Consider the following 22,738-nt stretch of genomic DNA (forward strand, 5'->3'; position numbering starts at 1 on the left):
TAGTCTAATTAAGTAAAAATCTGTGTAGCTGCGATCACACAAACACAGTTTACAAAAAAATCTTTTAGCACAGCGCTCAAATCATGTAATTTATTTTATGGTTGATACTGTACACTCCTTAGACATTTCCAAAAATGAATGTAGAGACGTAGCACTGCTACGTCTCTACAAGGATTCTGGATAATGCATTATTTAATTGTCAAAGATGTCTCTTGGGTTAGGCTACGCTAAAGCACTAATTCCTAGAAGCTCAAAATTTATTTTTTAATTGCCGTAATTGTGACATTTTCCAGAAATAGCTAGAAATCCAATTGGTAATAATGTGAGCGACAATCGGCACTAATAAGTTGCCCGTGAGCAGGGCACTATATGCGAATATCATCCCGACAAATGTTGCCCAAATCACATAAGACCATTGTTGGGAACCGCTAAGATGCAAGATGCCAAAGCAAAGACTAGATATAATGACAGCTAAATGATCCAAACCTAAAGCTGGCAGCATTACACCTCTAAATAATAATTCTTCACTCAACCCCGGTAGTAACCCCAGCCAAATTAAGTCTGGTAAGGCTAAGGGCTTGAGTACCACTTCTAGATAATAATCTGCACTTTTACGATAGGCAGTCCAAAGGCGATAAGTTAAGCCACTTAACGCGGTGATGGTCAATCCTAACCCTACACCCAACATCAACTCTCTTTGGTTCAAGTCCCAAGAAAGTAGGGAAAAGTTGCCAAGGTATAACAAGAGTTTAGCGACTATCAACAAAATGATTGCAGTCGCTCCCATCGCCCCAAGTATTTGGATGCGCGTCAGGTATGGAATTTCTGGCTTTTGCTTTTGTTGTTCTTCAATCACGGGTTTTTAAGGAAGGGAGACGGGGCATTAAAAATGGGCATTGGGCACTTGTACTGAGTTTACGGTGAGCGCAGTCGAACTGCGACTTGTACTGAGCCTGTCCTCTTGGTAGCCATAAAGCCTGCGGCATAGCTACGCTTAAGGCGCAGCCTCTCCAAGAGTTGGGCGTAGTCGAAGTAGCCGAGGTAAGTCGTTGGCGCAGCCTCTGGTAGAGAAGTATTGGGCATGGGGCATAACTCCTAACTCCTAACTACTGGCTGCAAAGGTAATAATTTGGGACGGAGAGCGTCGGGATTAATACCTGCTTTGTGCGCTGCTAATACACCCACTGCTTCTAAATATGAATTTACCTGTATACATTTGATCCCCAACGGTTGAGGAGGAACTTTTATTAGAGTTTTATTTTCTTCTACTGTAATTATTTGGCATCGTCTTTGGCTTAAACTCAATAAAGCACTACTACCACAAGCATTTGCTGGTGCGATCGCAGCATCTACTTCATCTACCCAAATATCCTCTTTCTCTGATGCAATCAGTCTTTTCTCTATTATAAATTGTGGGGCACGACTTAATCCAACAAGGACACACGGCAAAAAAGTATAGCCCAATTCTTCGGCGGCGGAACGGGGAGATAAATTTGGTTGTGGAGGTTCGCTCAAAAGGGCGGGAGAATGGGCGCAAGGAATTTGAAAGGTTCGCACTAGCAAATGGCTAATTACGGCTTCTGCACCCGCTAGGGGATCAACGCCTTCACCCTGGCGGTATTTTTGTACTGCTTCTGAGTCCATATCATCCGGGAAACGGGCAACAACTGCGATCGCTTCTGCCCCCGCTTTCTTAATTAATATCTCAGCTGCTCGTAATAAGCTATCCGGGTTACCAATTGTTCCCCAACTAGCTCCCGATGCTGTAGTCCGTAATTCTACATTTAATCGTGCATCAGTAATTACATAATCTGTTAAGGTCAATCCTAAAGTTGCTCTAACTGCATCGGCTGCTTGTATATGTCGTAGTCGTAACTCTGGCTCAATAGCTTGGTCTAAAAGCAAACCTACTTTGTTGCTGCGGACTGGACGCAAACCCCAACATCCAGAGGCGAATTTGTCAAGCCCGTAACCTTCAACATAGAAAGCATTTGGAAGATTCCAGTATAAACTTGCGCCATTGAGGACATTGGGGTGAGTAATTAGGCGATCGCAAACCTGTGCTATAACCTGGGCAACAGGTAAAGCATCTCCTGCATAACCCCCAATGGTAGCCCCAACGCCAGTTGGTACAATTAAGATAGCGGTGTATGGACGATTCATTGTAAGTTATGAGTGCCCAGTTATGAGTGATGAGTTTATGATTCACTTGCCATCAAATCCTAACTCTTGTACGCGATTAATCGCGTCTCTTGTACAGACACGATTAATTACGTCTCTTCTCCTAACTATTAACTGTCGTAACAACGGCTTCAACTGTAGCTTTTTGTTCCTCAACGTCCACAGAGGTAATTGCCCAACGCAGGGGTTCCCCTTGTTTATTCAACTCTGTTTCAATTACTTCTAGTAATTCTGCGGGAGTTTCTTGTAAATCAATTTCTGCGGTAATAAAATGAGTCGTCATCTTGGTAAATCCTGTTGATTTGTAATTTCTAGAATAGCTGATTTGGTAATGTTAAGTGAGCATTGATCAATAATCTAAACCATATAGGCATTTTCAATCAGGTGAAGTACAAGTATGCAAATATTCAAAGCCTCTCTCCTTTTAGCAGAGAGGAATGGAAGTGAGGTCAAAATTGTACCTCACTGGGTCGATAACCGCTATATATTGATAACTGATTATTGGTCTTTACCAAATTGCAACTGATAAACTATTTCTTCTTTTTCTGTCTCAAGTTTCAAATTAGAAAGGGGTTTGGCAATACAAAGCAATACGTAACCTTGCTTTTGCAAATCTGGACTAACACCCATGCCATCAGTTTGATCCACATTTCCCTCGCTTATTTGACCGGCGCAAGTTGTGCAAACACCTGCATTACAAGAACTCGGCAGTTCCAAACCAGCAGCATCGGCAACTGATAAAATTGTTTCATTTTCAGGAACTTGCAAGGTATGAGTTTTGCCTTGGTGAGCAATTTCTACGGTGTAAATTTTGGGCATATATAAAATAAGCGTGATGCAACTGACAAATTTATTAGCTTATCTGAATTAGTTAAAAATATCCAGATGTTACTATAAAAATTTAGGTTAAAGTAAATATGCGCGATCGCGTTTCTTTAGAGACTGTATCTGTAAGTCTGCCTTTTGGCATTGGTTCGATGGCTTGGAAAGTTGACCCCACAGAACGGAAAGCCGCTTGGTCGCTTTATGTAGAATTGGTAACACGCATTGCTGTACAACCATTGTCAGTTGACCAAGGTTTGGTACGAGAAGCAATGAACTCTCTTTATAGTTTATTTGGTACAACCCGCGAAGTTCTCAAAGCAGCCGGGCCGGATGGGGGTGCTTCTCGTGATTCAGTGGGGGGAATTGCCATTGCAGTGTTGAATAATGGGTTAAGGCCGTTTTTGGCTAAATGGCATCCATTGTTACAAGCGTGGGAAGCTAGACGACCTGTAGGGGTGAGTCCTAGAGAACATGAGCAGGGATGGTCTGAGGAACCCAAATTGCGAAGTGAGTTAGACAAGTTGCGTGTGGATTTAGAACAGTATGCCAAGGCATTGGCGACTATTGCAGGCGTGGGAGAGTGATAAGTGCAACAGTTTGATGTGTTTCTTTGCCACAATACTAAGGATAAGCCTGCGGTTATTCAAGTTGCCAAACAACTACAGCAACACGGAATTGTACCGTGGTTGGATATTTGGCATTTACGTCCTGGTTTTTCTTGGCAAGATTCCTTAGAAGAACAAATAGACCAGATTCGAGCAGCAGCTATTTTTGTAGGTAACTCAGGATTCGGCCCTTGGCAAAATCAAGAAATCAAAGCTTTTTTGCGGGAATTTGTTGATAGAAAATGTCCAGTCATTCCTGTACTTTTACCAGATGCACCACAAGAGCCAAAACTACCTCTATTTCTCAAAGGTTTAATGTGGGTAGATTTCCGTTTACAATATCCTGAACCGATAGGACAGTTGATGTGGGGCATTACTGGGGAAAAGCCGGGGACAACGCCTATAATTCAGCTTACAGCGCCTCAAACAGATGATCTATCTTCTGAAAAAGGCATAAACTACACCAGACTGCGCGATTTACTTGCAGCAAAAAACTGGAACGAAGCCGACCAAGAAACCTATCAGGTGATGATTCAGGCTGTAGGTAAAGAAAATAGCGACTACATTACCTCAGACGATCTCTTAAATTTTCCTTGCACTGACTTACACACAATTGACCGCTTATGGGTAAAATACAGCAATGGACATTTTGGCTTGAGCGTCCAGAAGAAAATTTACTTGAGCGTCGGCGGGAAAGCTGACGCCAAGTATAACGCAGAAGCCTGGGAAAAGTTTGGCGATCGCGTGGGGTGGAGAGTGAATAGTAGTAGGATTCATTACAAAGACGTAATTTATGATACAGCCTCCCCCATTGGACACCTCCCGGTTTTAGGGAGTTGGGGGTTCTTTTTGCGAGGTAGAGTAGAAGGGAATTATCTCTTCTCTCGCATCGAGACTTGTAAACTGTAACATCTAAGGCTTTCCAATATTTATAAATATTTATTACAAGCCCCAAATACACGCTATAATCAACATTTCATAATTCCGATTGGCACTGCGGGGTTATAACAGTTCGCCTGAATAAATTTTTCTGCTACCTCATGCACCTCAGTATCTTCAGTTACTCTTTGATTATCCCACGGTAAACTCATCTGTCCCGGCGACTTCTTCTTACCTTTATTCTTCAAAGAAGGTAAAAAGCGACTACCCCAATGATTCCTTGTTTCAGGCTTCGGCTTTGGTCGATATTTCTTACAAAACTGGCGATATTTAGCGGCACATTCTTCCAACGTCTTGCGATCGCATTTTAATCCTCTGCAATCACTCTAAACCAACAATATACACTATGTAGCGATGATTGCACTCACCAACAAACTTTGGTGATTTAGGTTACAACATTAAGCTTACGGCTTTACTATTATTGCCAAATGTAACCCTAAAGCATCCAACAAAGAATTTAGACTGTAAAACTCAATTTCGCCTTTCTCTAATAGCATCTGGTCAAGTTTATTATAGAGTTCCTTGACTTGTGCAGAAAGCCGATCAATTCCACTATGCGCTTCTATGACATTTTTCAGTGCCTTACTCAACATTTTCGGGTCGCCTTCTTCTAAAACAACTTCGATATAAGCTGCTGCTTCTAGTGGATTTTTTAAGTCTTGAATCAGTTTTTCATGATAGCTTGTACTTTTAGGCATCATCTCTACTCCTGTAGTCTTCCCAATATTCCTTGGCTTTGACAATATCTTTATCTTGAGTGCTTTTATTACCACCACACAAAAGAATAATAACTGTTGAGTCTTGCTGTCCAAAGTATATGCGGTAGCCAGAACCGTAGTCTATTCTCAGTTCAAAAACTCCATTACCAACTGATTTACAATCACCTAAATTACCTGCTTCTACTCGGTCAAGCCTCGCTCTAATTTTAGCTTTTGCTTTAATATCGCGCAAATAGTCAAACCACTCAGAGAAAGGATTGATACCATCAATCCTTAAATAACTCCTGATCTCCTTTGGTGAAGCTTCCATATTGGAATCTTTTTAAGCTCTGCGATCGCCGTAAATCAACTAGACTATGTAGCGATGATTGCACTCACTAACAAACTTTAGTCATCAAGGTTACAACATTAAGGCTTAAGATTACAACATTAAGGCTTAAGATTACAACATTAAGGCTTAAGATTACAACATTAAGGCTTAAGGTTACAACATTAAGGCTTAAGGTTACAACATTAAGCCAAAGAGCTAGAACATGAAGCCTTAAAGTTAAAGCGATCGCTCATAGCGCTTCTCAATTGCATGGAATAGAGGCCATTTGTAGGGGCACAGCATTGCTGTACCCTATTGTGTATTGCTCTGCGAGAACGCTAAGAGCGAACCTGCAAGGTACAAGAACCGCCATAGAAGTAAAAGTGCGTAGTTTACCGCCGTAGGCATCGCTCATACAACAACATTGTAGTTTTTGTACAACTTAAACATAATATTATTTTGCTCAAAATCAACTTTTGATGATTAAATTCCGAGAAATTACGGACATAAATAAAAACTTTTACTAAAAAAAATGCGCTTTTTGCTGAACCAGAATACAGGTTAATTGAGACAAAATAGCTCTGTAAAGCTTTTAAAAGTGTAAATTTATGAGTCGAAAAAAACGTAGTTCCCGGATTTTAGAAAAAGCTGAGTTTAGAGTTGCCGGACTGAAAGCCATCGATCCAAATATCAATTTTAATGATACTTACAACTTGCAAAACCTGACTCAATTAATAGACAATTTTCACAATATGCTTGATGATTATAACGCTGCTATAGCTATGATTGACTCTTCTAGAAAAAAGCTGGATGAGATGGAAAAAAACCTAAGTCAGGTTTCAGACAAAATGCTGATGGGGGTTGGTTTCAAGTACGGCAAAAACAGCAACGAATATGAACTTGCAGGTGGTGTTCGAGACAGCGAACGTATCCGTAAAAGCAGATTGACACGCTTGAAATCTAACACAGATAAAACATCAGATGAAAATGCCATAACCGCTTAGTACCGCAAGGCAAAAGTAGAGACGCGATTAATCGCGTCTGTACAAAAGTCAAAAGGCTTATATAATCTACTTTTAACTTTTTTAGAACGGTATCTGTGAAAATTCAAGGTATCCAGATCCCCGACTTCTCAGAGAAGTTGGGGATTTATTTCATCACAAATGATTCAGGACTGCTATATAATAAGACTTTGTATTAATCCATAACTTCCAAAATATGAAAATTGAATGACCCGGTTTATACATGATAAATTTGCCAAAGACTATCTAGAAGAATTAAAAAATTACGGAAAAATCAAAGCATCAGAAAAAGTTGCAGGAGAGATTAAAGAAATAGATGTTTTATTCACTCCTGCCCGAAACAAAAGCTCTAATATACAAGTACTGGGTTTGCTAGGAAAATTTGCCGAACATCCTGCAATAATAGAACCCTTCCGCAATCCAGCTTCTACCGATGAAATCTGCGACTGTATTCTCAAATTATTAGAAGTAAAAGCTCTCTTGCGACGAGAAGCTAAAACCAATAAAATCAAACTTCAGAACTCAGAAATTCCCAAATTGTGGGTTCTTACTCCAACTATATCTGAAACTAGATTATCTAGCTTTGGAACTATGCAAAAAGTAGGTTGGTTATCAGGAGTGCATTTTCTGCCAGATGCGTTACGAACAGCAATTGTAGCGATACACCAACTACCTCAAACACCAGAAACGTTATGGTTGAGGCTTTTAGGAAGGGGAAGTGTGCAGTCACAAGCGATTATCGAGTTGCAAGCGTTACCATTAGATTATCCATACCAAAAAACAACTCTCGAATTAGTTTACAACTTGCGCGAAAACTTGAGAGTAAATCAAGAATTATCAGCAGATGATAGGGAGTTAATTATGCGATTAGAACCACTTTATCAAAGAGACAGAGAACAAGCTATACAAGAAGGAAATAAACAAGGAGAACAACGTCTAGTTATACGCTTACTCAATCGCCGTATTGGTGAGATTGATGCATCATTAATCGAGCGAGTTCAAAGTTTATCGATTGAACAATTAGAGAATTTAGGAGAAGCATTATTAGACTTTTCTAGCGTCGCTGATTTAGAAACTTGGTTAAACCAATAATAATAAATCATTATAGCTTCTACTAATCAAATAAGTTAATCAGAGCAAGCTCCTTGCTTCCTCTTAGGGGGTTGGGGGTGGAATTCTATACCTACTCAATTAATCACCGCAAATTTGGATTAATTAATTTTTAAACAACTCAGATTCTACAGCAACCCTGTTTAGTATTGCTTGTATTCTATCAAAGTGTAAAAATATTCAATTGACGAAAACTAAACTTTCAGTATAAAAAAACTTGCAAACAACCGATTCCCAGTAAGGCTTTTAGTAATAAAAATAAGCTAAACTTTTATAGCCAAGTATTACCTAAAAATATTTCATAATTAAAGGTAGAACATCCCAATGGAGAACATAGAAATGCTGGAATCATATCGTAAACACGTTGCCGAAAGAGCAGCACTCGGTATTACCCCTTTACCATTGGATGCGAAGCAAACCTCAGAATTATGTGAATTACTGAAAAATCCGCCAAAGGGTCAAGAAGATATATTATTGCATTTATTGAGCGATCGCGTTTCTCCTGGTGTTGATCCAGCAGCTTATGTCAAAGCCGGATTTCTCACCGCGATTGCCAAAAAGGAAATCACCAGTCCCTTGGTTTCGCGCATAGAAGCAGTGCAATTGCTGGGCACGATGGTAGGTGGTTACAATGTGCAAGCTTTAATCGATTTGCTGCAATGGCCCACTGTATCCGTCTCAGACTCATCTGAAACACCTCTGGTAATGGGTGGACAAGGAAAGGAACCCATCGCCGCCTACGCCGCCAACGCTTTAAGCAAAATCCTCTTAGTGTACGATGCCTTCCACGATGTTTTAGAGTTGTCTAAAACCAATCCTTTCGCCAAGCGAGTGATTAACTCTTGGGCGGAAGCTGAATGGTTTACTCTTCGCCCCACAGTACCAGAAACAATTACTGTCACCGTTTTTAAAGTTCCTGGCGAAACCAATACCGACGATTTATCGCCCGCCCAAAGCGCCACAACGCGCCCAGATATTCCCTTACACGCTTTAGTGATGTTAGAGTCACGGCAACCGGGAAGTTTGAAAACCATTGCTGAATTGAAGAAAAAAGGGCATCCTGTAGCTTACGTAGGAGATGTAGTTGGTACTGGTTCCTCGCGTAAATCTGCCATTAACTCAGTATTGTGGCATTTGGGAAATGATATACCTTTTGTGCCAAACAAACGCGCTGGGGGTTATGTTTTAGGTGGTGCGATCGCGCCAATCTTCTTTAACACAGCTGAAGATGCCGGTGCTTTGCCTATCCAGTGCGATGTCACCCAACTGGAAACCGGCATGGTGATTACCATCTATCCCTACAAAGGTGAAATCACTAATGAAGCAGGCGAAGTCATTTCCACCTTTGCCCTCAAACCTGACACCATCCTCGATGAAGTTCGCGCAGGTGGACGCATCCCCCTACTTATCGGACGTACCCTCACCGATAAAACTCGTCTTGCACTTGGTTTAAAACCCAGCACCGTTTTCACCCGTCCTCAGCAAGCCATTGATACAGGAAAAGGCTACAGCCTAGCCCAGAAAATGGTAGGTAAAGCTTGCGGATTACCTGGGGTGCGTCCCGGCACATCCTGCGAACCCATCATCACTACCGTTGGTTCCCAAGATACCACAGGCCCCATGACCCGCGACGAATTGAAAGAACTCGCTTGTCTTGGTTTCAGTGCAGACTTAGTAATGCAGAGTTTCTGCCACACAGCAGCTTATCCCAAACCAGTAGACATCCAAACCCATCACGAACTGCCTGATTTCTTTGCTTCTCGTGGCGGTGTCGCCCTCCGTCCCGGTGATGGTATCATCCACTCTTGGTTAAACCGGATGCTGCTACCCGACACCGTGGGAACTGGCGGCGACTCTCACACCCGCTTTCCCTTGGGTATTTCCTTCCCCGCCGGTTCTGGGTTGGTAGCCTTTGCAGCCGCCTTGGGTGTCATGCCTTTAGATATGCCAGAGTCAGTATTGGTAAAATTCAAAGGTGAATTGCAACCAGGTATCACCCTGCGGGATGTCGTGAATGCCATACCCTACGTAGCAATTCAAAAAGGTTTGCTGACAGCAGAGAAGCAGAACAAGAAAAATGTCTTCTCTGGGCGAATTATGGAAATAGAAGGTTTGCCAGATTTAAAAGTTGAACAAGCCTTTGAACTCACCGATGCTAGTGCGGAACGTTCTTGTGCCGGATGCACAATTAAGCTGAGTGTAGAGACAATTTCGGAATATCTGCGTTCCAATGTAGCGTTGCTGAAAAATATGATTGCACGGGGCTATCACGATCCGCGTACCATGTTGCGGCGTGTGGCCAAGATGGAAGAATGGTTAGCAAATCCCGTGTTATTAGAAGGCGATGCCGATGCCGAGTATGCCGAAATAATTGAAATTGATTTGAACGAAATCAAAGAGCCAATTGTAGCTGCTCCCAATGACCCCGATAATGTGAAATTATTATCGGAAGTTGCTAATGATCCAGTGCAAGAAGTATTCGTCGGTTCTTGTATGACAAATATTGGTCATTATCGGGCAACAGCGAAAGTTTTGGAAGGTGCAGGTGAAGTGAAAACTCGCCTGTGGATTTCACCACCAACGCGCATGGATGAACACCAATTAAAAGAAGAAGGTGTATACAGCATTTTTGGGGCTGCGGGTGCGCGGACAGAAATACCCGGATGTAGCTTGTGCATGGGTAATCAGGCGCGAGTTGCTGATGGCACAACAGTATTTTCTACCTCTACCCGCAATTTCAATAATCGCATGGGTAAAGATGCACGAGTGTATCTTGGTTCAGCAGAATTAGCCGCAGTTTGTGCGCTGCTGGGACAACTTCCCACAGTGCAAGAATATTTAGATATTGTGGCGAGGAGAATTCATCCTTTTGCTGATGATTTGTATCAGTATTTGAACTTTGATCAAATCATCGGTTTTGAGGATGAAGGGCGCATGATTTCTAAAGAGGAGCAGGCTTTGTTGGTATAGTTTAATTAGGTGGGTGTTATGCCCACCTAATATTTAGTGTTTCCAAGAGGAATATTAATGACCAGTCCATCTTTTATAAATGAACAAAATCTCTATGAACAAGACTTTTACTTATGGACACAAACAATTGCCCAGCAGTTAAAGGAAAATAATTTTAATGAAATAGATATACCTAATCTAATTGAAGAAATTGAAAGCATGGGGAGAAGTGAAAAACGTGAATTAAAAAATCGATTAATTGTGCTATTAATGCACTTACTGAAATGGCAATATCAACCAGAAAAACGTAGTGAAAGTTGGCGCAGTACCATTTCTGAACAACGCATCTGTATTGAAACATTATTAGAAGATAGTCCCAGTTTGCAACCTCTACTTGCAGAAGTATTTGAAAATTGTTATCAAAAAGCTCGTCTCAAAGCATCTGATGAAACAGGGATTAAATTAAATTTCTATCCTAAAGAATCTCCTTTTACATTAGAAGAAACCTTAAAAAATAATTAATTTTTTATCGCAGACTTCCTTAGTTCATTTTTTTACTTGTTAACCTCAAAAATTGTGTTATAGTTTACAGAAGTATTTTAAGTATTAAAGTAAATTTTCAAAAACTTTTTCTGGATTGTTCAATAACTCCAGACAAGAAAAGATAGGAGAATTAGCCTTATATTAAAGATTAAGTAATATTGAGTTGAAGTTGTGCTAATGAAAGGTGATTTCTATACATTTCACTATCCACCAGAATTTTTGAAGCTTCTTATTGAGACAATCCCATTATTATGTCCCTCAAAGAAAGATGTATTACTATTTTTTATAGGTGCTGGTGTTGACTCTAGTTTAATTGACGATCTTACTATAGTTGTCAACACCAAGCGTGATAGTATCTCCAAATATGAAATAGTCCGAACTGTATTGACTCGATTGAATGAAAAAGCAGATGCAGCTTTACGAGAAAGACGAGAAATCGTAAAACGAGTTGTTGAGTTTGAGACTTTCTCTACGTGTTGGGAACAAGATCAATGGAAAGCGAGAGGTCTCGTATCAGAAGTCAGGCGAGTTGTTAACGTTAAAGATTCTTTTACAAAAATACAGCAAGAACGAGACGAGGAAAAGAAAAAGCGTATAGTAAAATATCAAGCTAAACTAGATGTAATTAAGCAAAAACAGAAAGAGTTAGCTACCATCAAAGCAGACTTATTTGCTTTATTCCGCGAATCAGATCCTTACAAGCGAGGGAAAGCATTAGAAGGTGTTCTTAATCGTTTATTCCAAGCTAGTGGAATCCTGCTTAGAGAGGCATTTACATTAACAGGAACTGAAGCTGAAGGCATTATTGAACAGATTGATGGTGTAGCCGAAATTGACGGTGAATTGTACCTTGTTGAAATGAAGTGGTGGAAAACACCTTTAGGGCCTGGTGAAGTTTCACCTCACCTAGTACGAGTTTTTGGTAGAGGTAATGCGCGTGGTATTTTTATCTCAAATTCCGAGTATACTGACGCTGCTATTATTACCTGTAAAGAGGCACTTAGCAAAGCTGTTGTAATTCTATGTCAACTAGAAGAAATTGTCTTGCTTTTAGAGCAAGAATCTGATTTCAAAAAATTTCTCAAAGATAAAATTAGTGCTGCAATCATTGAGAAAAAGCCATTATACAAGCCGTTGAGCTTTTAATATGATATCCGGCAAGTTATCCATAATATAGGAGTTATTAAAATGCTTGAAGTTAACAAAAACTATGTTATTGATGAAAATCAACAACCTATTGCCGTACAAATTCCTATTGCTGAATTTGAAAAAATTGAAGAAATTCTTGAGAATTACGGTTTAGCAAAACTCATGGAGGAAGTAGAGGAAGAAAAACCACTATCAAAAGATGAAGCCCTAAAATATTATCAATCACTAAAATAAGAAAATGTGGCAAGTTGAATATACCAAAAGATTCCTGAAATAACTTGCTGCTTTACCAGTTGAAATTCAAAGCCGCATAGAACCTATTGTGTTTCAAGAACTTGAGTCAGAGAATCCGTTTGAATTAGGATATCTTGAAAAACTGAAAGGCTATAGTGATAAATATAAGATTCGAGTTGGTGATTATCGAATTGGCATTACTCTTGAACAAGAAACAAAAACATTAATCTGCCAAAGAGTTGCTCATCGCAAAGACATCTACAGAATTTTTCCTTGAAACACTGTAAAACTTGTTAGCATTAATGTATACACACACTAATACCAGGAAAGCGGCAAATGCTGTGTGATATTTGTGGAAGCGAAGGTGTAAAAGTCCGCCAAATTACTATAACCTATGGTAAGGGTAAAGACCTACTAGTAATATAAAATATTCCATTGATAACCTGTACTCATTGCGGCGAAACTTATTTAACTGCTGAAACTCTTTACAAAATTGAACAAATCAAAACTAACCGTAAAAAATTAGCTGTTGAATGTCCTGTATAAGTGGCTAGTTTTGCATCATGAATAATTGCCAAAATTAAATATTGCTTCAGCTATTCACTAATACACATTTGGTACTCGCCTTTGAGAAAACACCGAATGCTAATAAATAAAAGTAATAAATAATACATAGTATGACTTGGTAATTAAAGATAAATGTATTCTTTACAAGTTCCTCAAATTGTTTTGCTATAAACATAGATAAGGGACAAAAATCTTTAAAAAATTGAAAATTCACAAGTTGCTAAACATAGTTGAGAGATTAGTCATTTTTGACAATCCAGCATTTGGAAACCCAAAACCGTAAAGACCAATTACCAATGAAATCGGAGGTCTATAATGATGTTTAAAAAAATTCTAGTTGCATTAGATCGCTCGGAAATAGGACAACAGGTTTTTGAAGAAGCGTTAGGTTTAGCAAAGTTAACGCAAGCTAGCTTAATGCTAGTACATGTCCTATCTGCCGAAGAAGAGGGTAATCCTTACGTACCTATGCAGTCTAATTTTGACTACTATCCAGGATTGAGCAGTCAAAGCTTCGAGTTATACCAAAAGCAGTGGGATACCTTTAAAAATTTAGGAATCCAGATGTTGCAATCTTTCTGCGCCAAAGCTAACGCAGCAGGTGTAACTACGGAATTTACACAAAATATTGGTAATCCTGGTCGCATCATTTGTGATTTTGCTCATAGTTATGGTGCTGACCTGATTGTGATGGGGCGTCGGGGTCGTTCTGGGCTGATGGAGCTATTTCTCGGTAGTGTAAGTAACTATGTTCTTCACCATGCTCCTTGTACGGTGCATGTTGTGCATCTTTCAGTTGCTCCTAAAACACATGAAGTTGTTCAAGAAACTACAAGCAATTTAAACTTAACTAATTAAGTTCCACATTTAAATTGCATATACTAGGCGGGCAGGATGCCTACCCCACAAGAGTTATATTTAACTCTATTATGCAAGTTAGATGTTTTTTAGCTTACTAACATTGCATAAATCTGAGCAAACCAAACTCTAAATTTGGTTTATCATCGTTTACTACTTCCCTGAATTTCCACAAACGCTTTTTAACCGCACGGTATTGGGCTAAAATTTAGCGTAGGCGTAGCCCGCACTTTGGTAAGCTCAGTGACCATCGTAGACATCGCTTTTTCAGTGAGAAAGAAAAAGTCCACTACCCAAAATTAGAGTTGAGAGCGAAAAGTGGATCTATGAAAGAAGATACTATTGAGATCACTGGTTTTCATGCTCATGTTTATTTCGATCCCACTAGTCGGGATATAGCTGCGCGTGTACGTGAAGGATTGGGCGCTAGGTTTGACGTGCAACTTGGACGTTGGTTTGACAAGCCCATTGGACCCCACCCAAAAGGAATGTATCAAGTTGCTTTCTTACCGAATCAGTTTGATAAAGTCGTTCCCTGGTTAATGCTCAATCGTGAGGGATTGGATATTCTCGTTCACCCTGAGACAGGCGATGCTGTAGCAGACCACGCAGTTCATTCTTTATGGTTAGGAGAAAAACTAGATTTGAATATTGAGTTTCTTCAACAGCTTAGTTCAACAGGGTAAGCGCATCTCAAATAGGGTTGACAAAATATAGATTTAATGTATTAACGATAGAATAAGGATTTATAGTTTGGTTAATTTTTACTGGCTAATAGCGATGTCTATGATGGTCACTGAGCTTGCCGTACCCCTGTGGGGAAGGAAGCTAGCAAGAGCGTCTCTTAGAGAAGTGCTGCTACGCCTACGCCTAATTTCTTATCAATAAGGGAGACTTAATGCGATTACTTGGGTCTTTATTGAGATTAGAGCTTTCTTACTGACAAGATGCGCTTACCCTGGTACTTGCTTGAGTAAAGCTATCCACATATTGGATGGATCTAAGTAATAATCAACTTCCTCAACTTGATATTGATACGATTCATAACCTTCTCGTAAAATAATGTGATCAGAAGGTTTAATGCCTCTGCCAATTCCAGTCATATAACCGATTGTTCCTTCATTGAGGCGCTCAAATACGTAGTCGCTTCCAGAAACTAGTTGGCTATAATCGTATACTTTATGCTTCTGTTTTAATTTGTTTGCTGGAAAGTTAACTAAGGCTAACTTACTTAAAAAACTAAAACTTAAGTTCATACTTGTCCTGATTAAAGACATAAGTGAGTTTTCCCCAAAAAGAAATATATAACGAAGAGTTCTGAACTATAGGTGAATCTCAATTTTTTTCAATCACCAATTCAGAATTGAACAGATGGAAAATATAGTTAGGAATCAATCGCATTTACAACTAGTAAAGCTAATACATCACCCAATGTCTAATTAAGTGCCTGCATCCACAAGTAGCAAAAAATAAATTACAAGCAGTTCGTTGACAAGGTACTTAGAAAAATAATTGTAAATTATGAGGGATAATCTACAACTAAATTTTCTTAATTCTTAATTATTAGTTATTAATAGTTAATTTTTACCCAATGATATCTTTTGCTCAATAACCCTTTCCAATCATTCATAATTTTGCATATATCAGTTAAAAATTAACTATTGATTACTTTATACCTTGAACTTTGAACATCACTACAATCATATTATCCATTACTGTATGAGAGGTTTATAGAAATTATTTATTCATTAACCACTCAAATTTACATTACTATAAACCACAGCTTCAACTGTAAAACCACCGAAATTTTGATGAATTTGGGTCAGATAGGAGTAGTTTTTACTTAAAAAATAATATTTATTTGATAAACATTTTCTATTTTGAGAATGTATTTTATTTATGTATATTTTTTAAGATAAATAGTATTTAGTCCCTACTTGTGGTTTTTAGAGCTACATCGACTTGCTTCAGTAGTACTTCTAGGGTGGAAGAATTATCTAAAATTACATCTGCATGAGCCGCTTTTTCTTCGATAGATAATTGGCTGTTGATCCTGGCTTGTGCCTGTTCTCTATTTAAATGGTTTCGTTGTATCAATCTTTGTAGCTGTTGCTCTTGTGAACAACGCACTACCCAAATTTCTGTAACTAAATCAGTCATCCCAGCTTCAAATAATAGAGGCACTACTAACACCAGGGTTTGTGAGGAAGATAGGGTGATCGCTTCCTCAAGGCGATCGCGCACATCAGGATGAATCAAATTGTCTATCCAGTTGCGTTCATCTTGACGATTAAAGATAACTTCGCCTAGCTTTTGGCGGTTGAGGCTGCCATCTGGTAGTAAAATTTGTTCGCCGTAACGTTGAGCGATCGCACCAAGAATAGGCGAACCTAAAGATACTGCCTCTCTAGCATAAATATCTGCATCCAGAATTGGCAGGTTATAAGCGCTAGCCAAATAATTGGTGACAGTGGTTTTGCCTGTGGCAATACCTCCGGTTAAGCCGATGATACGTTTTGTCATTTGTCATTTGTCATTAGTTATTCTGCCCCTGCTTCCTCTGCTCCCCCTGCTCCTCATCTAAAAATTTGTCGCCCATGTTATCAATGCTTGGGTTAAACCATCTAAAGTATATTCTTGGGCTTCTACATCCACACGCCTAAATAAAAAATGACACGTTTTGGAGGTTTGAGGCCCGATAGAGGCAATACAAACGCCCTCTAATAATTGACTAGGATCGGAGTTGTTGGAAAATATTTTGTCAGTAAGTTGACAGAAAAATTGCACAGTTTTAGAACTAGCAAAAGTAATCACATCTATCTTGCGGTTTTGGAGAGCTAACTGTGCCTCTGGTGCAATACCAGTTGGACAACAAGATTGATATGCGGCAACTTCTATCACCGTTGCTCCTTTTAGAGTTAATTCCTTAACCAAAATTTCTCTGCCACCGCTTTCAACTCTGGGAAATAAAACCTTTTTACCATGCAGATGCTCTGGGAAATTTTCTACTAAAGAATCGGCAATAAAATTGGGGGGAATAAAATCTGGTTGGAGAGAGTGTTGTTTGAGACAATGGGCTGTTTTCTCACCAACAACGGCAATTTTGACGCCTGCCAAGGCACGGCTATCTTTACCTTGAGCGTTTAGCCTTTCAAAAAAGTAGTCTATGGCATTGGTAGAAGTGAGAATTAACCAGTCAAAGTCAGATAAATGAGCGATCGCATTGTCCAAAGCTTCCCAACTGGAGGGCGGGCCGATTTCTAAGGTAGGCATTTCGATGACTGTTGCACCTAATGCGATGAGGCGACCGCTAAATTGGCTGGACTGTCCAACTGAACGTGTCACTAAGATTGTTTTGCCACTGAGAGGAAGAGGAGATGAGGGGAAGTTACTTAACATAGGTTGGGGTATAAAAATACTCTCGTTCACAGCCGGAAGCTGGGAATGTTGTTCTCCAGACTCCTGCCTGATAATTTAGTCTAAATATATATTCTCAGGTTGTAAGTACTTCCGTAGCCCAACAACTTCGCCAATAATAATTACTGCTGGAGAAAGGGATAATTCGGTGGTTTGTTCTACAATATTGCCCAGTTGCGCTGTCCAAATTTGTTGACGAGGAGTTCCTGCCCAGCGAATGATGGCAATGGGTGTTAAGTGCGATCGCCCGTGTCGCACCAGTTGATGTACAATTTCTGGCAGATGTTGTCCTCCCATCAAAATTACCAGTGTCTCTAGCCGTGAGAGTGTCTCCCAGTCTAAAACTTCTGGTTCATGAGCTGTAAGCACTGCAAAAGTTCGACTCAACACCGGATCTGTGAGGGGAATTCCTGCTAACAATGGTGCTGCAAGGGCTGAGGAAATTCCTGGTACGAGTTCAAAATCACAACTAGATGCTTTGAGCGCTTCAATTTCGGAAGTACAACGCCCAAAAATTAACGGATCGCCTGATTTTAGCCGTACAACTTGTTTCCCTTGCTGGCAATGCTTTACTAGTAATTTGTTAATCTCAGCTTGGGTTGTACTGGGTTTTCCACCCCGTTTCCCAACATCTAACTTCAAACAATCAGGTGGTACGCACTGCAACAATTGAGCATCTACTAGGGCATCGTAGACTAAAACCTGAGCAGCAGCTAAGAGCTTGTAAGCTTTTACCGTCAGGTATGCCACATCTCCAGGCCCAGCACCTACGAGGTAGACTTTACCTTTTTTTTGAGTCATTAGTCATTAGTCATTTGTTAATAGTTCTTCTTGCTGTGCTTCTTTCCTAGTCCGCAATCGCCAATCCCCAATCCCCTTTATTCAATTCGTTCGGATATTCATTTTTTCGATTAGCTGATCAACTTGCTCAACCATCTCTTTGTTTTCCTCAGCTTGGAATAACTCTCTGGCTTTTTTGAGATTAACGATCGCTTCTTCTAGTTGTTGTTCTCTTGCCAAAGCGATCCCCAAATTATAGTAAGTGAATGCATCGTTGGGTACAAGGCTAATGGCTTTTTTGTAATGGGCGATCGCTTCTTGTGGTTTACCTTGATCGTCCATTGCATTTCCCAAACCTGTGTAAGCTTGTGCATGTTTGGGATCGAGGCGAATCGCTTCGGTATAATCTGCGATTGCTTCTGTTAGCTTGCCTTGAGCGTAAAAAGCGCTGGCTAAATTATAGTGAGCGTCTGCATAGTTGGGATCGAAGCTTATGGCTTTTTTGTAATGTGCGATCGCTTCTTCTAGTTTGCCTTGAGCGTACAGAGTATTTCCCAAGGCGTTATGACCTGCGGGATTTTTGGGAGCGAGGCGAATGGCTGCGGTATATTCGGCGATTGCTTCTGTTGGCTTTCCCTGAGCATACAAGGCGTTCCCTAAGTAATAGTGAGCCTCTGCATAGTTGGGATCAAAGCTAATGGATTTTTTGTACTGAGTAACTGCTTCTTTTAGCTCACCTTGATCGTACAGAGCATTTCCCAGACGCGTGTAAGTTGGGGCATAATTGGGTTTGAGGCGAATAGCTGCTGTATATTTGGTGGCTGCTTCTGTTAGCTTGCCTTGAGCGTAGAGAGCATTTCCCAAGTTATAGTGAGCGTCTGCATAGTTGGGTTCAAGGCTGATAGCTTTTTTATATTGTGCGATCGCAGCTTCTAACTGATTCAATCTTGCTAAAGTCAAACCTAAATTAAAGTAAGCTCCAGAGTTTTTCGGATCGAGGTTAATGGCTTTTTTGTAATGTGCGATCGCTTCTTGTGATTTACCTTGATCGTCGAGAGTATTTGCCAAAGCAATATAAGCTTGGGCAAAATTGGGTTCTAGTTCAATTGCTTTCCGAAAAGCCGCCTCTGCTCCTTTGAAATCTCCTTGTTTGTAGAGATTGGTTCCTTGCTCGAAGTTAGCGAGTGCGTTTTTGTTTTTAGCAACTGCTGCTTGATTTAAGTCTGGAATTTTTGATAAAACAACGCCAACATCTTTACCAAAGGTAGTATTTCCATTACTCAAACACAAGCAGATAATAGTTGCTACCAGTAGATTCTTGTTTTCCAGCATTTTTATAAAGCTCTCGGTAAGCGTAAAACTCAGCGTCTTCAGACCTCAGATATAAGCGACTGTGTAATTTTAGTCATCTACGTTTTTCTTGATTAATTTACCACTTTGTGAGATGCCTGATAGCATCATAAAAAAAATAATTTATGGCTAAAAATAAACCCTTAAGGGGAATTCAACTAGTCCTTTTGTATCCTAACAAATAGACTAAAGCAATATTAGAATACCTAGGCCATTCGTGTTCCAAACTCGGAGTTTTATCTTCCGAACTCGGAGTTTCGTGTTCCGAACTCGAAGTTTTATGTTCCCAGCTTGGAACTTGGTATTTTAGACGAACTACGCTTGCAACACAAAATCAGATGCCGTAAGAATTGGCGCACCAGTTAGAGTCGCAAATAAACCACCGCTACCAAAACCCGCCGCAGTGCCATTTTCGTTATAAAATAACTGCCCACTCATAGGGTCGTAGACAATTTTCGCCGTGCTAGTCCCTGCTGAATTGGTAACTTGAAAATCACTCTTGTTACTAAAACCTTTTCCCGGAGCAGAGGTAATTGCACTAAAGGTAGTCAATTCCAGTACGATTTTGTCACCTTCACAACTGTGAAAGTCACTAATGGTATCGACACCAACAGCAGCACTGTTAAAGGGAACATTGGTATTGTAAAGGAATCTGTCAGGACCAGCACCACCGACAAGAGTATCATTACCAATACCGCCTATAAGGGCATCATTGCCAGTACCGCCCCGTAGCAAGTCGTTGCCACTCAAGCCATTGAGAATGTCATTACCCCCTTCACCATTAATCACATCATCGGAGTTATCAAAACCGGCAATGTTATTGTTTAAGTCATTGAGGAAAGTAACAGTGTTTTTGTTGAAAATGCTAGTTTGAGTGGAATTGGCATCAATCACATCAAAGCTGTCGGTGATGCTGGTTTGCCCATCAAATAGGATATTGCCAATCGCTGATTGTAAAAAAGTTGCTGGCAGGTTATCCAGGTTTTCTAAAAGGAAGTTTTGCAGAGTGACTTTGGTGGATGCCACATTTTCAAAGGAAACTTCTAAGTTGTTGCCCTGTTGAGTAAGTTGCAAATTTCGGGCAGTCAATCCCTTACCTGTAAATTGCAGTGTATCAACATTGTTAATTACTGCTGCTTTGAGACTCAGAGGCGATAATGGATCTGAGCCTTTACCTACACCAGCAAAATCAATGATAATGTCATTGCCATCGCCTGGACGAATAATAAACTTATCTTGACCACCGTTGCCTGTCAGGTTATCGTTACCAGCTTTGCCGTCGATTATGTTGTTTCCACTTGTACCTACAAGAGTATCTGTACCAGCAGTTCCCGTCAGGTTAATGGTGCTGCCCCTACCAATATTCTTCCCACCAAATACCACGTAGCTCTGCCCCGACGGGGACGAGTCGCCGTTGAGGTAGACATTAGGTGCCCCGATAGTCAGGTCAGCAATGCCGTCACCGTTGACATCTCCGGCACTGCTGACAGAAAAACCTGAACCGGAACCCACGATGCCGTTGATGGCGAAGCCGTTAGCGCCGTTGAGGCTAGAAAGGTTGAAGGTGGAGCTAAAGCCTGTACTCTTGCCAAATACCACGTAGCTCTGCCCTGAGCCATAACCGTTGGGGGAGGCATTTGGTGTCCCGATAATCAAGTCAGCGATGCCATCGTCGTTAATATCTCCGGCACTGCTGATAGAAACGCCTAAGTTGTCATCTGATTTGATGCCGTTGATGGCGAAGCCGTTAGCGCCGTTGAGGCTAGAAAGGTTGAAAGTGGGGCTAAAGCCTGTACTCTTGCCAAATACCACGTAGCTCTGCCCTGAACTATCGCCGTTGGGGTCGGCACCAGATGCCCCGATAATCAGGTCAGCGATGCCATCATCGTTGACATCTCCGGCACTGCTGACAGAATTGCCTGAGTAGTCCAATTGATTGATGCCGTTGATGGCGAAGCCATTAGCGCCGTTGAGGCTAGAAAGGTTGAAAGTGGGGCTAAAGCCTGTGCTCTTGCCAAATACCACGTAGCTCTGCCCTGACTGGAAGCCGTTGGGGGAGGCACTAGATGCCCCGATAATCAGGTCAGCGATGCCATCATCGTTGACATCTCCGGCACTGCTGACAGAATTGCCTAATTCGTCACCTGACTTGATGCCGTTGATGACGAAGCCGTTAGCGCCGTTGAGGTCTGAGAGATTGAGTGTAGGGCTAAAGCCTGTGCTCTTGCCAAATACCACGTAGCTCTGCCCTGAATAAGTACCGTTGGGGGAGGCATTTGGTGCCCCGATAATCAGGTCAGCGATGCCATCATCGTTGACATCTCCGGCACTGCTGACAAGAAAGCTTGAACTGTCACCCTGCTTAATGCTGTTGATAGCGAAGCCGTTAGTGCCGTTGAGGTCTGAGAGATTGAGTGTAGGGCTAAAGCCTGTGCTCTTGCCAAATACCACGTAGCTCTGCCCTGAATAAGTGCCGTTGGGGGAGGCCCCGATAATCAGGTCAGCGATACCGTCTGAGTTGACATCTCCGGCACTGCTGACAGAATTGCCTGAGTTGTCACCTGACTTGATGCCGTTGATGGCGAAGCCGTTAGCACCGTTGATGCTTGAAAGGTTGAAAGTGGGGCTAAAGCCTGTGCTCTTGCCAAATATCACGTAGCTCCGCCCAGAAGAAGTGCCGTTGGGGGAAGCAAAGGCTGCTCCAATAATTAGGTCAGCGATGCCATCATCGTTGACATCTCCGGCACTGCTGACAGGCAAGCCTGAACTGTAACCCTCGATGCCGTTGATAGTGAAACCGTTACTGCCGTTGAGGTCAGAGAGATTTAATGATGAATAAACCATGATTTTCTCCTGTGTTTGTATTCATTGAATATTCCTCAGCCTTGGTAAATGGAATTCGCGGCTAGACAACCTGCAATTGCCTATGCAAACGTACAAAAAATTCCCGTTTGTAATTCGTAATTAGGAAGTTTAATCACGAGTTACAAGGCTTATAATTACGAGTTGTATTGATTGCGGTCAATTGAAGTTAGCTATTCAAAGGATTTCAATACTGCTCGGTTAAGAGTCGATCCCCCCAACCAACCTTAAAAACGGGGGCTAAAAATGCCTTATTTTCCCTCTTTTTAAGGAGAACTAAAGGGGATTTACAATGATTATGCACCTTAAGCAAGCAGT

Annotated in this window: 23 protein-coding genes and 2 pseudogenes; 12 read left to right on the top strand and 13 right to left on the bottom strand. The window is 40.9% G+C overall.

Annotation, left to right across the window (positions count from 1 at the left end):
- Positions 1-250 precede the first annotated feature (250 nt).
- The 5 genes from V7L20_RS02405 to V7L20_RS02425 form a co-directional block, all read right to left on the bottom strand.
- Entirely contained in the window at positions 251-853 is a 603-nt protein-coding gene (locus V7L20_RS02405) for a CPBP family intramembrane glutamic endopeptidase (protein WP_334742578.1), read from the bottom strand.
- Between the two features lie 62 nt (positions 854-915).
- Entirely contained in the window at positions 916-1,083 is a 168-nt protein-coding gene (locus tag V7L20_RS02410; RefSeq protein WP_334742534.1) for a hypothetical protein, read from the bottom strand.
- Positions 1,084-1,095: 12 nt separating this feature from the next.
- Positions 1,096-2,163: a DUF3326 domain-containing protein gene (locus tag V7L20_RS02415; protein ID WP_334742535.1), complete on the bottom strand. Its 1,068-nt coding sequence runs from the start codon at positions 2,161-2,163 to the stop codon at positions 1,096-1,098.
- A gap of 121 nt (positions 2,164-2,284) precedes the next feature.
- Positions 2,285-2,464 (bottom strand): hypothetical protein, encoded by a 180-nt coding sequence (locus V7L20_RS02420; RefSeq protein WP_334742536.1) that lies wholly within the window; start codon positions 2,462-2,464, stop codon positions 2,285-2,287.
- A 215-nt stretch (positions 2,465-2,679) separates the two neighbouring features.
- Positions 2,680-3,000, bottom strand: a complete 321-nt coding sequence (locus tag V7L20_RS02425; protein ID WP_334742537.1) for a 2Fe-2S iron-sulfur cluster-binding protein — start codon at positions 2,998-3,000, stop codon at positions 2,680-2,682.
- Between the two features lie 98 nt (positions 3,001-3,098).
- On the opposite strand from V7L20_RS02425, the gene V7L20_RS02430 reads away from it, so the two are divergent.
- Both V7L20_RS02430 and V7L20_RS02435 read left to right on the top strand, forming a co-directional pair.
- Positions 3,099-3,590, top strand: a complete 492-nt coding sequence (locus V7L20_RS02430; RefSeq protein WP_334742538.1) for a hypothetical protein — start codon at positions 3,099-3,101, stop codon at positions 3,588-3,590.
- Positions 3,591-3,593: 3 nt separating this feature from the next.
- Complete coding sequence (locus tag V7L20_RS02435) at positions 3,594-4,520, top strand: GUN4 domain-containing protein (RefSeq protein ID WP_334742539.1); 927 nt, start codon at positions 3,594-3,596, stop codon at positions 4,518-4,520.
- A gap of 59 nt (positions 4,521-4,579) precedes the next feature.
- On the opposite strand, the gene V7L20_RS02440 is transcribed toward V7L20_RS02435, so the two are convergent.
- The 3 genes from V7L20_RS02440 to V7L20_RS02450 form a co-directional block, all read right to left on the bottom strand.
- Positions 4,580-4,840: a hypothetical protein gene (locus tag V7L20_RS02440; RefSeq protein ID WP_334742540.1), complete on the bottom strand. Its 261-nt coding sequence runs from the start codon at positions 4,838-4,840 to the stop codon at positions 4,580-4,582.
- A gap of 114 nt (positions 4,841-4,954) precedes the next feature.
- Complete coding sequence (locus tag V7L20_RS02445) at positions 4,955-5,248, bottom strand: helix-turn-helix domain-containing transcriptional regulator (RefSeq protein WP_334742579.1); 294 nt, start codon at positions 5,246-5,248, stop codon at positions 4,955-4,957.
- The gene (locus V7L20_RS02450) at positions 5,241-5,579 is read right to left on the bottom strand and encodes a type II toxin-antitoxin system RelE/ParE family toxin (protein ID WP_334742541.1); all 339 of its coding nucleotides are present in this window, start codon (positions 5,577-5,579) and stop codon (positions 5,241-5,243) included. The genes V7L20_RS02445 and V7L20_RS02450 overlap by 8 nt, the downstream gene beginning before the upstream one ends.
- A gap of 608 nt (positions 5,580-6,187) precedes the next feature.
- Between V7L20_RS02450 and V7L20_RS02455 the strand changes: the two genes are divergently transcribed.
- The 10 genes and pseudogenes from V7L20_RS02455 (at position 6,188) to V7L20_RS02500 (ending at position 14,697) form a co-directional block, all read left to right on the top strand.
- Positions 6,188-6,583 carry a hypothetical protein gene (locus V7L20_RS02455; protein WP_334742542.1) on the top strand — a complete coding sequence of 132 codons (396 nt, stop codon included), beginning with the start codon at positions 6,188-6,190 and terminating at the stop codon, positions 6,581-6,583.
- A 225-nt stretch (positions 6,584-6,808) separates the two neighbouring features.
- Positions 6,809-7,693, top strand: coding sequence for a DUF4351 domain-containing protein (locus V7L20_RS02460; RefSeq protein ID WP_334742543.1), 885 nt, complete (start codon positions 6,809-6,811; stop codon positions 7,691-7,693).
- A 357-nt stretch (positions 7,694-8,050) separates the two neighbouring features.
- Positions 8,051-10,681 carry a bifunctional aconitate hydratase 2/2-methylisocitrate dehydratase gene (gene acnB / locus V7L20_RS02465; RefSeq protein ID WP_334742544.1) on the top strand — a complete coding sequence of 877 codons (2,631 nt, stop codon included), beginning with the start codon at positions 8,051-8,053 and terminating at the stop codon, positions 10,679-10,681.
- Positions 10,682-10,738: 57 nt separating this feature from the next.
- Positions 10,739-11,182, top strand: a complete 444-nt coding sequence (locus V7L20_RS02470) for a DUF29 domain-containing protein (protein ID WP_334742545.1) — start codon at positions 10,739-10,741, stop codon at positions 11,180-11,182.
- 198 nt (positions 11,183-11,380) lie between these two features.
- Positions 11,381-12,349, top strand: coding sequence for a restriction endonuclease (locus V7L20_RS02475; RefSeq protein WP_334742546.1), 969 nt, complete (start codon positions 11,381-11,383; stop codon positions 12,347-12,349).
- Positions 12,350-12,391: 42 nt separating this feature from the next.
- A complete protein-coding gene (locus tag V7L20_RS02480; protein ID WP_334742547.1) occupies positions 12,392-12,586 on the top strand; it encodes a hypothetical protein in 195 nt (64 codons plus the stop codon).
- A gap of 88 nt (positions 12,587-12,674) precedes the next feature.
- Positions 12,675-12,863 carry a type II toxin-antitoxin system RelE family toxin gene (locus V7L20_RS02485; RefSeq protein WP_334742548.1) on the top strand — a complete coding sequence of 63 codons (189 nt, stop codon included), beginning with the start codon at positions 12,675-12,677 and terminating at the stop codon, positions 12,861-12,863.
- Between the two features lie 149 nt (positions 12,864-13,012).
- Positions 13,013-13,132 (top strand): annotated as a pseudogene (locus V7L20_RS02490) (YgiT-type zinc finger protein); the annotation flags it as partial.
- A 339-nt stretch (positions 13,133-13,471) separates the two neighbouring features.
- Positions 13,472-14,011 carry a universal stress protein gene (locus tag V7L20_RS02495; RefSeq protein WP_334742580.1) on the top strand — a complete coding sequence of 180 codons (540 nt, stop codon included), beginning with the start codon at positions 13,472-13,474 and terminating at the stop codon, positions 14,009-14,011.
- 326 nt (positions 14,012-14,337) lie between these two features.
- On the top strand, positions 14,338-14,697 hold the full coding sequence (locus tag V7L20_RS02500; RefSeq protein ID WP_334742549.1) for a DOPA 4,5-dioxygenase family protein: 360 nt from the start codon (positions 14,338-14,340) through the stop codon (positions 14,695-14,697).
- Positions 14,698-14,964: 267 nt separating this feature from the next.
- On the opposite strand, the gene V7L20_RS02505 is transcribed toward V7L20_RS02500, so the two are convergent.
- The 5 genes and pseudogenes from V7L20_RS02505 to V7L20_RS02525 form a co-directional block, all read right to left on the bottom strand.
- Complete coding sequence (locus V7L20_RS02505) at positions 14,965-15,267, bottom strand: hypothetical protein (protein ID WP_334742550.1); 303 nt, start codon at positions 15,265-15,267, stop codon at positions 14,965-14,967.
- Positions 15,268-15,937: 670 nt separating this feature from the next.
- Positions 15,938-16,534 (bottom strand): dephospho-CoA kinase, encoded by a 597-nt coding sequence (gene coaE, locus V7L20_RS02510; RefSeq protein WP_334742551.1) that lies wholly within the window; start codon positions 16,532-16,534, stop codon positions 15,938-15,940.
- A gap of 57 nt (positions 16,535-16,591) precedes the next feature.
- Positions 16,592-18,229, bottom strand: a pseudogene (cobA, locus tag V7L20_RS02515) (uroporphyrinogen-III C-methyltransferase).
- A gap of 81 nt (positions 18,230-18,310) precedes the next feature.
- Positions 18,311-19,540: a tetratricopeptide repeat protein gene (locus V7L20_RS02520; RefSeq protein WP_334742552.1), complete on the bottom strand. Its 1,230-nt coding sequence runs from the start codon at positions 19,538-19,540 to the stop codon at positions 18,311-18,313.
- 333 nt (positions 19,541-19,873) lie between these two features.
- Entirely contained in the window at positions 19,874-22,402 is a 2,529-nt protein-coding gene (locus V7L20_RS02525; RefSeq protein WP_334742553.1) for a beta strand repeat-containing protein, read from the bottom strand.
- Positions 22,403-22,738 lie beyond the last annotated feature (336 nt).

The sequence above is a fragment of the Nostoc sp. genome (genome assembly GCF_036916735.1).
In the GTDB taxonomy this organism is placed as follows: domain Bacteria; phylum Cyanobacteriota; class Cyanobacteriia; order Cyanobacteriales; family Nostocaceae; genus Nostoc.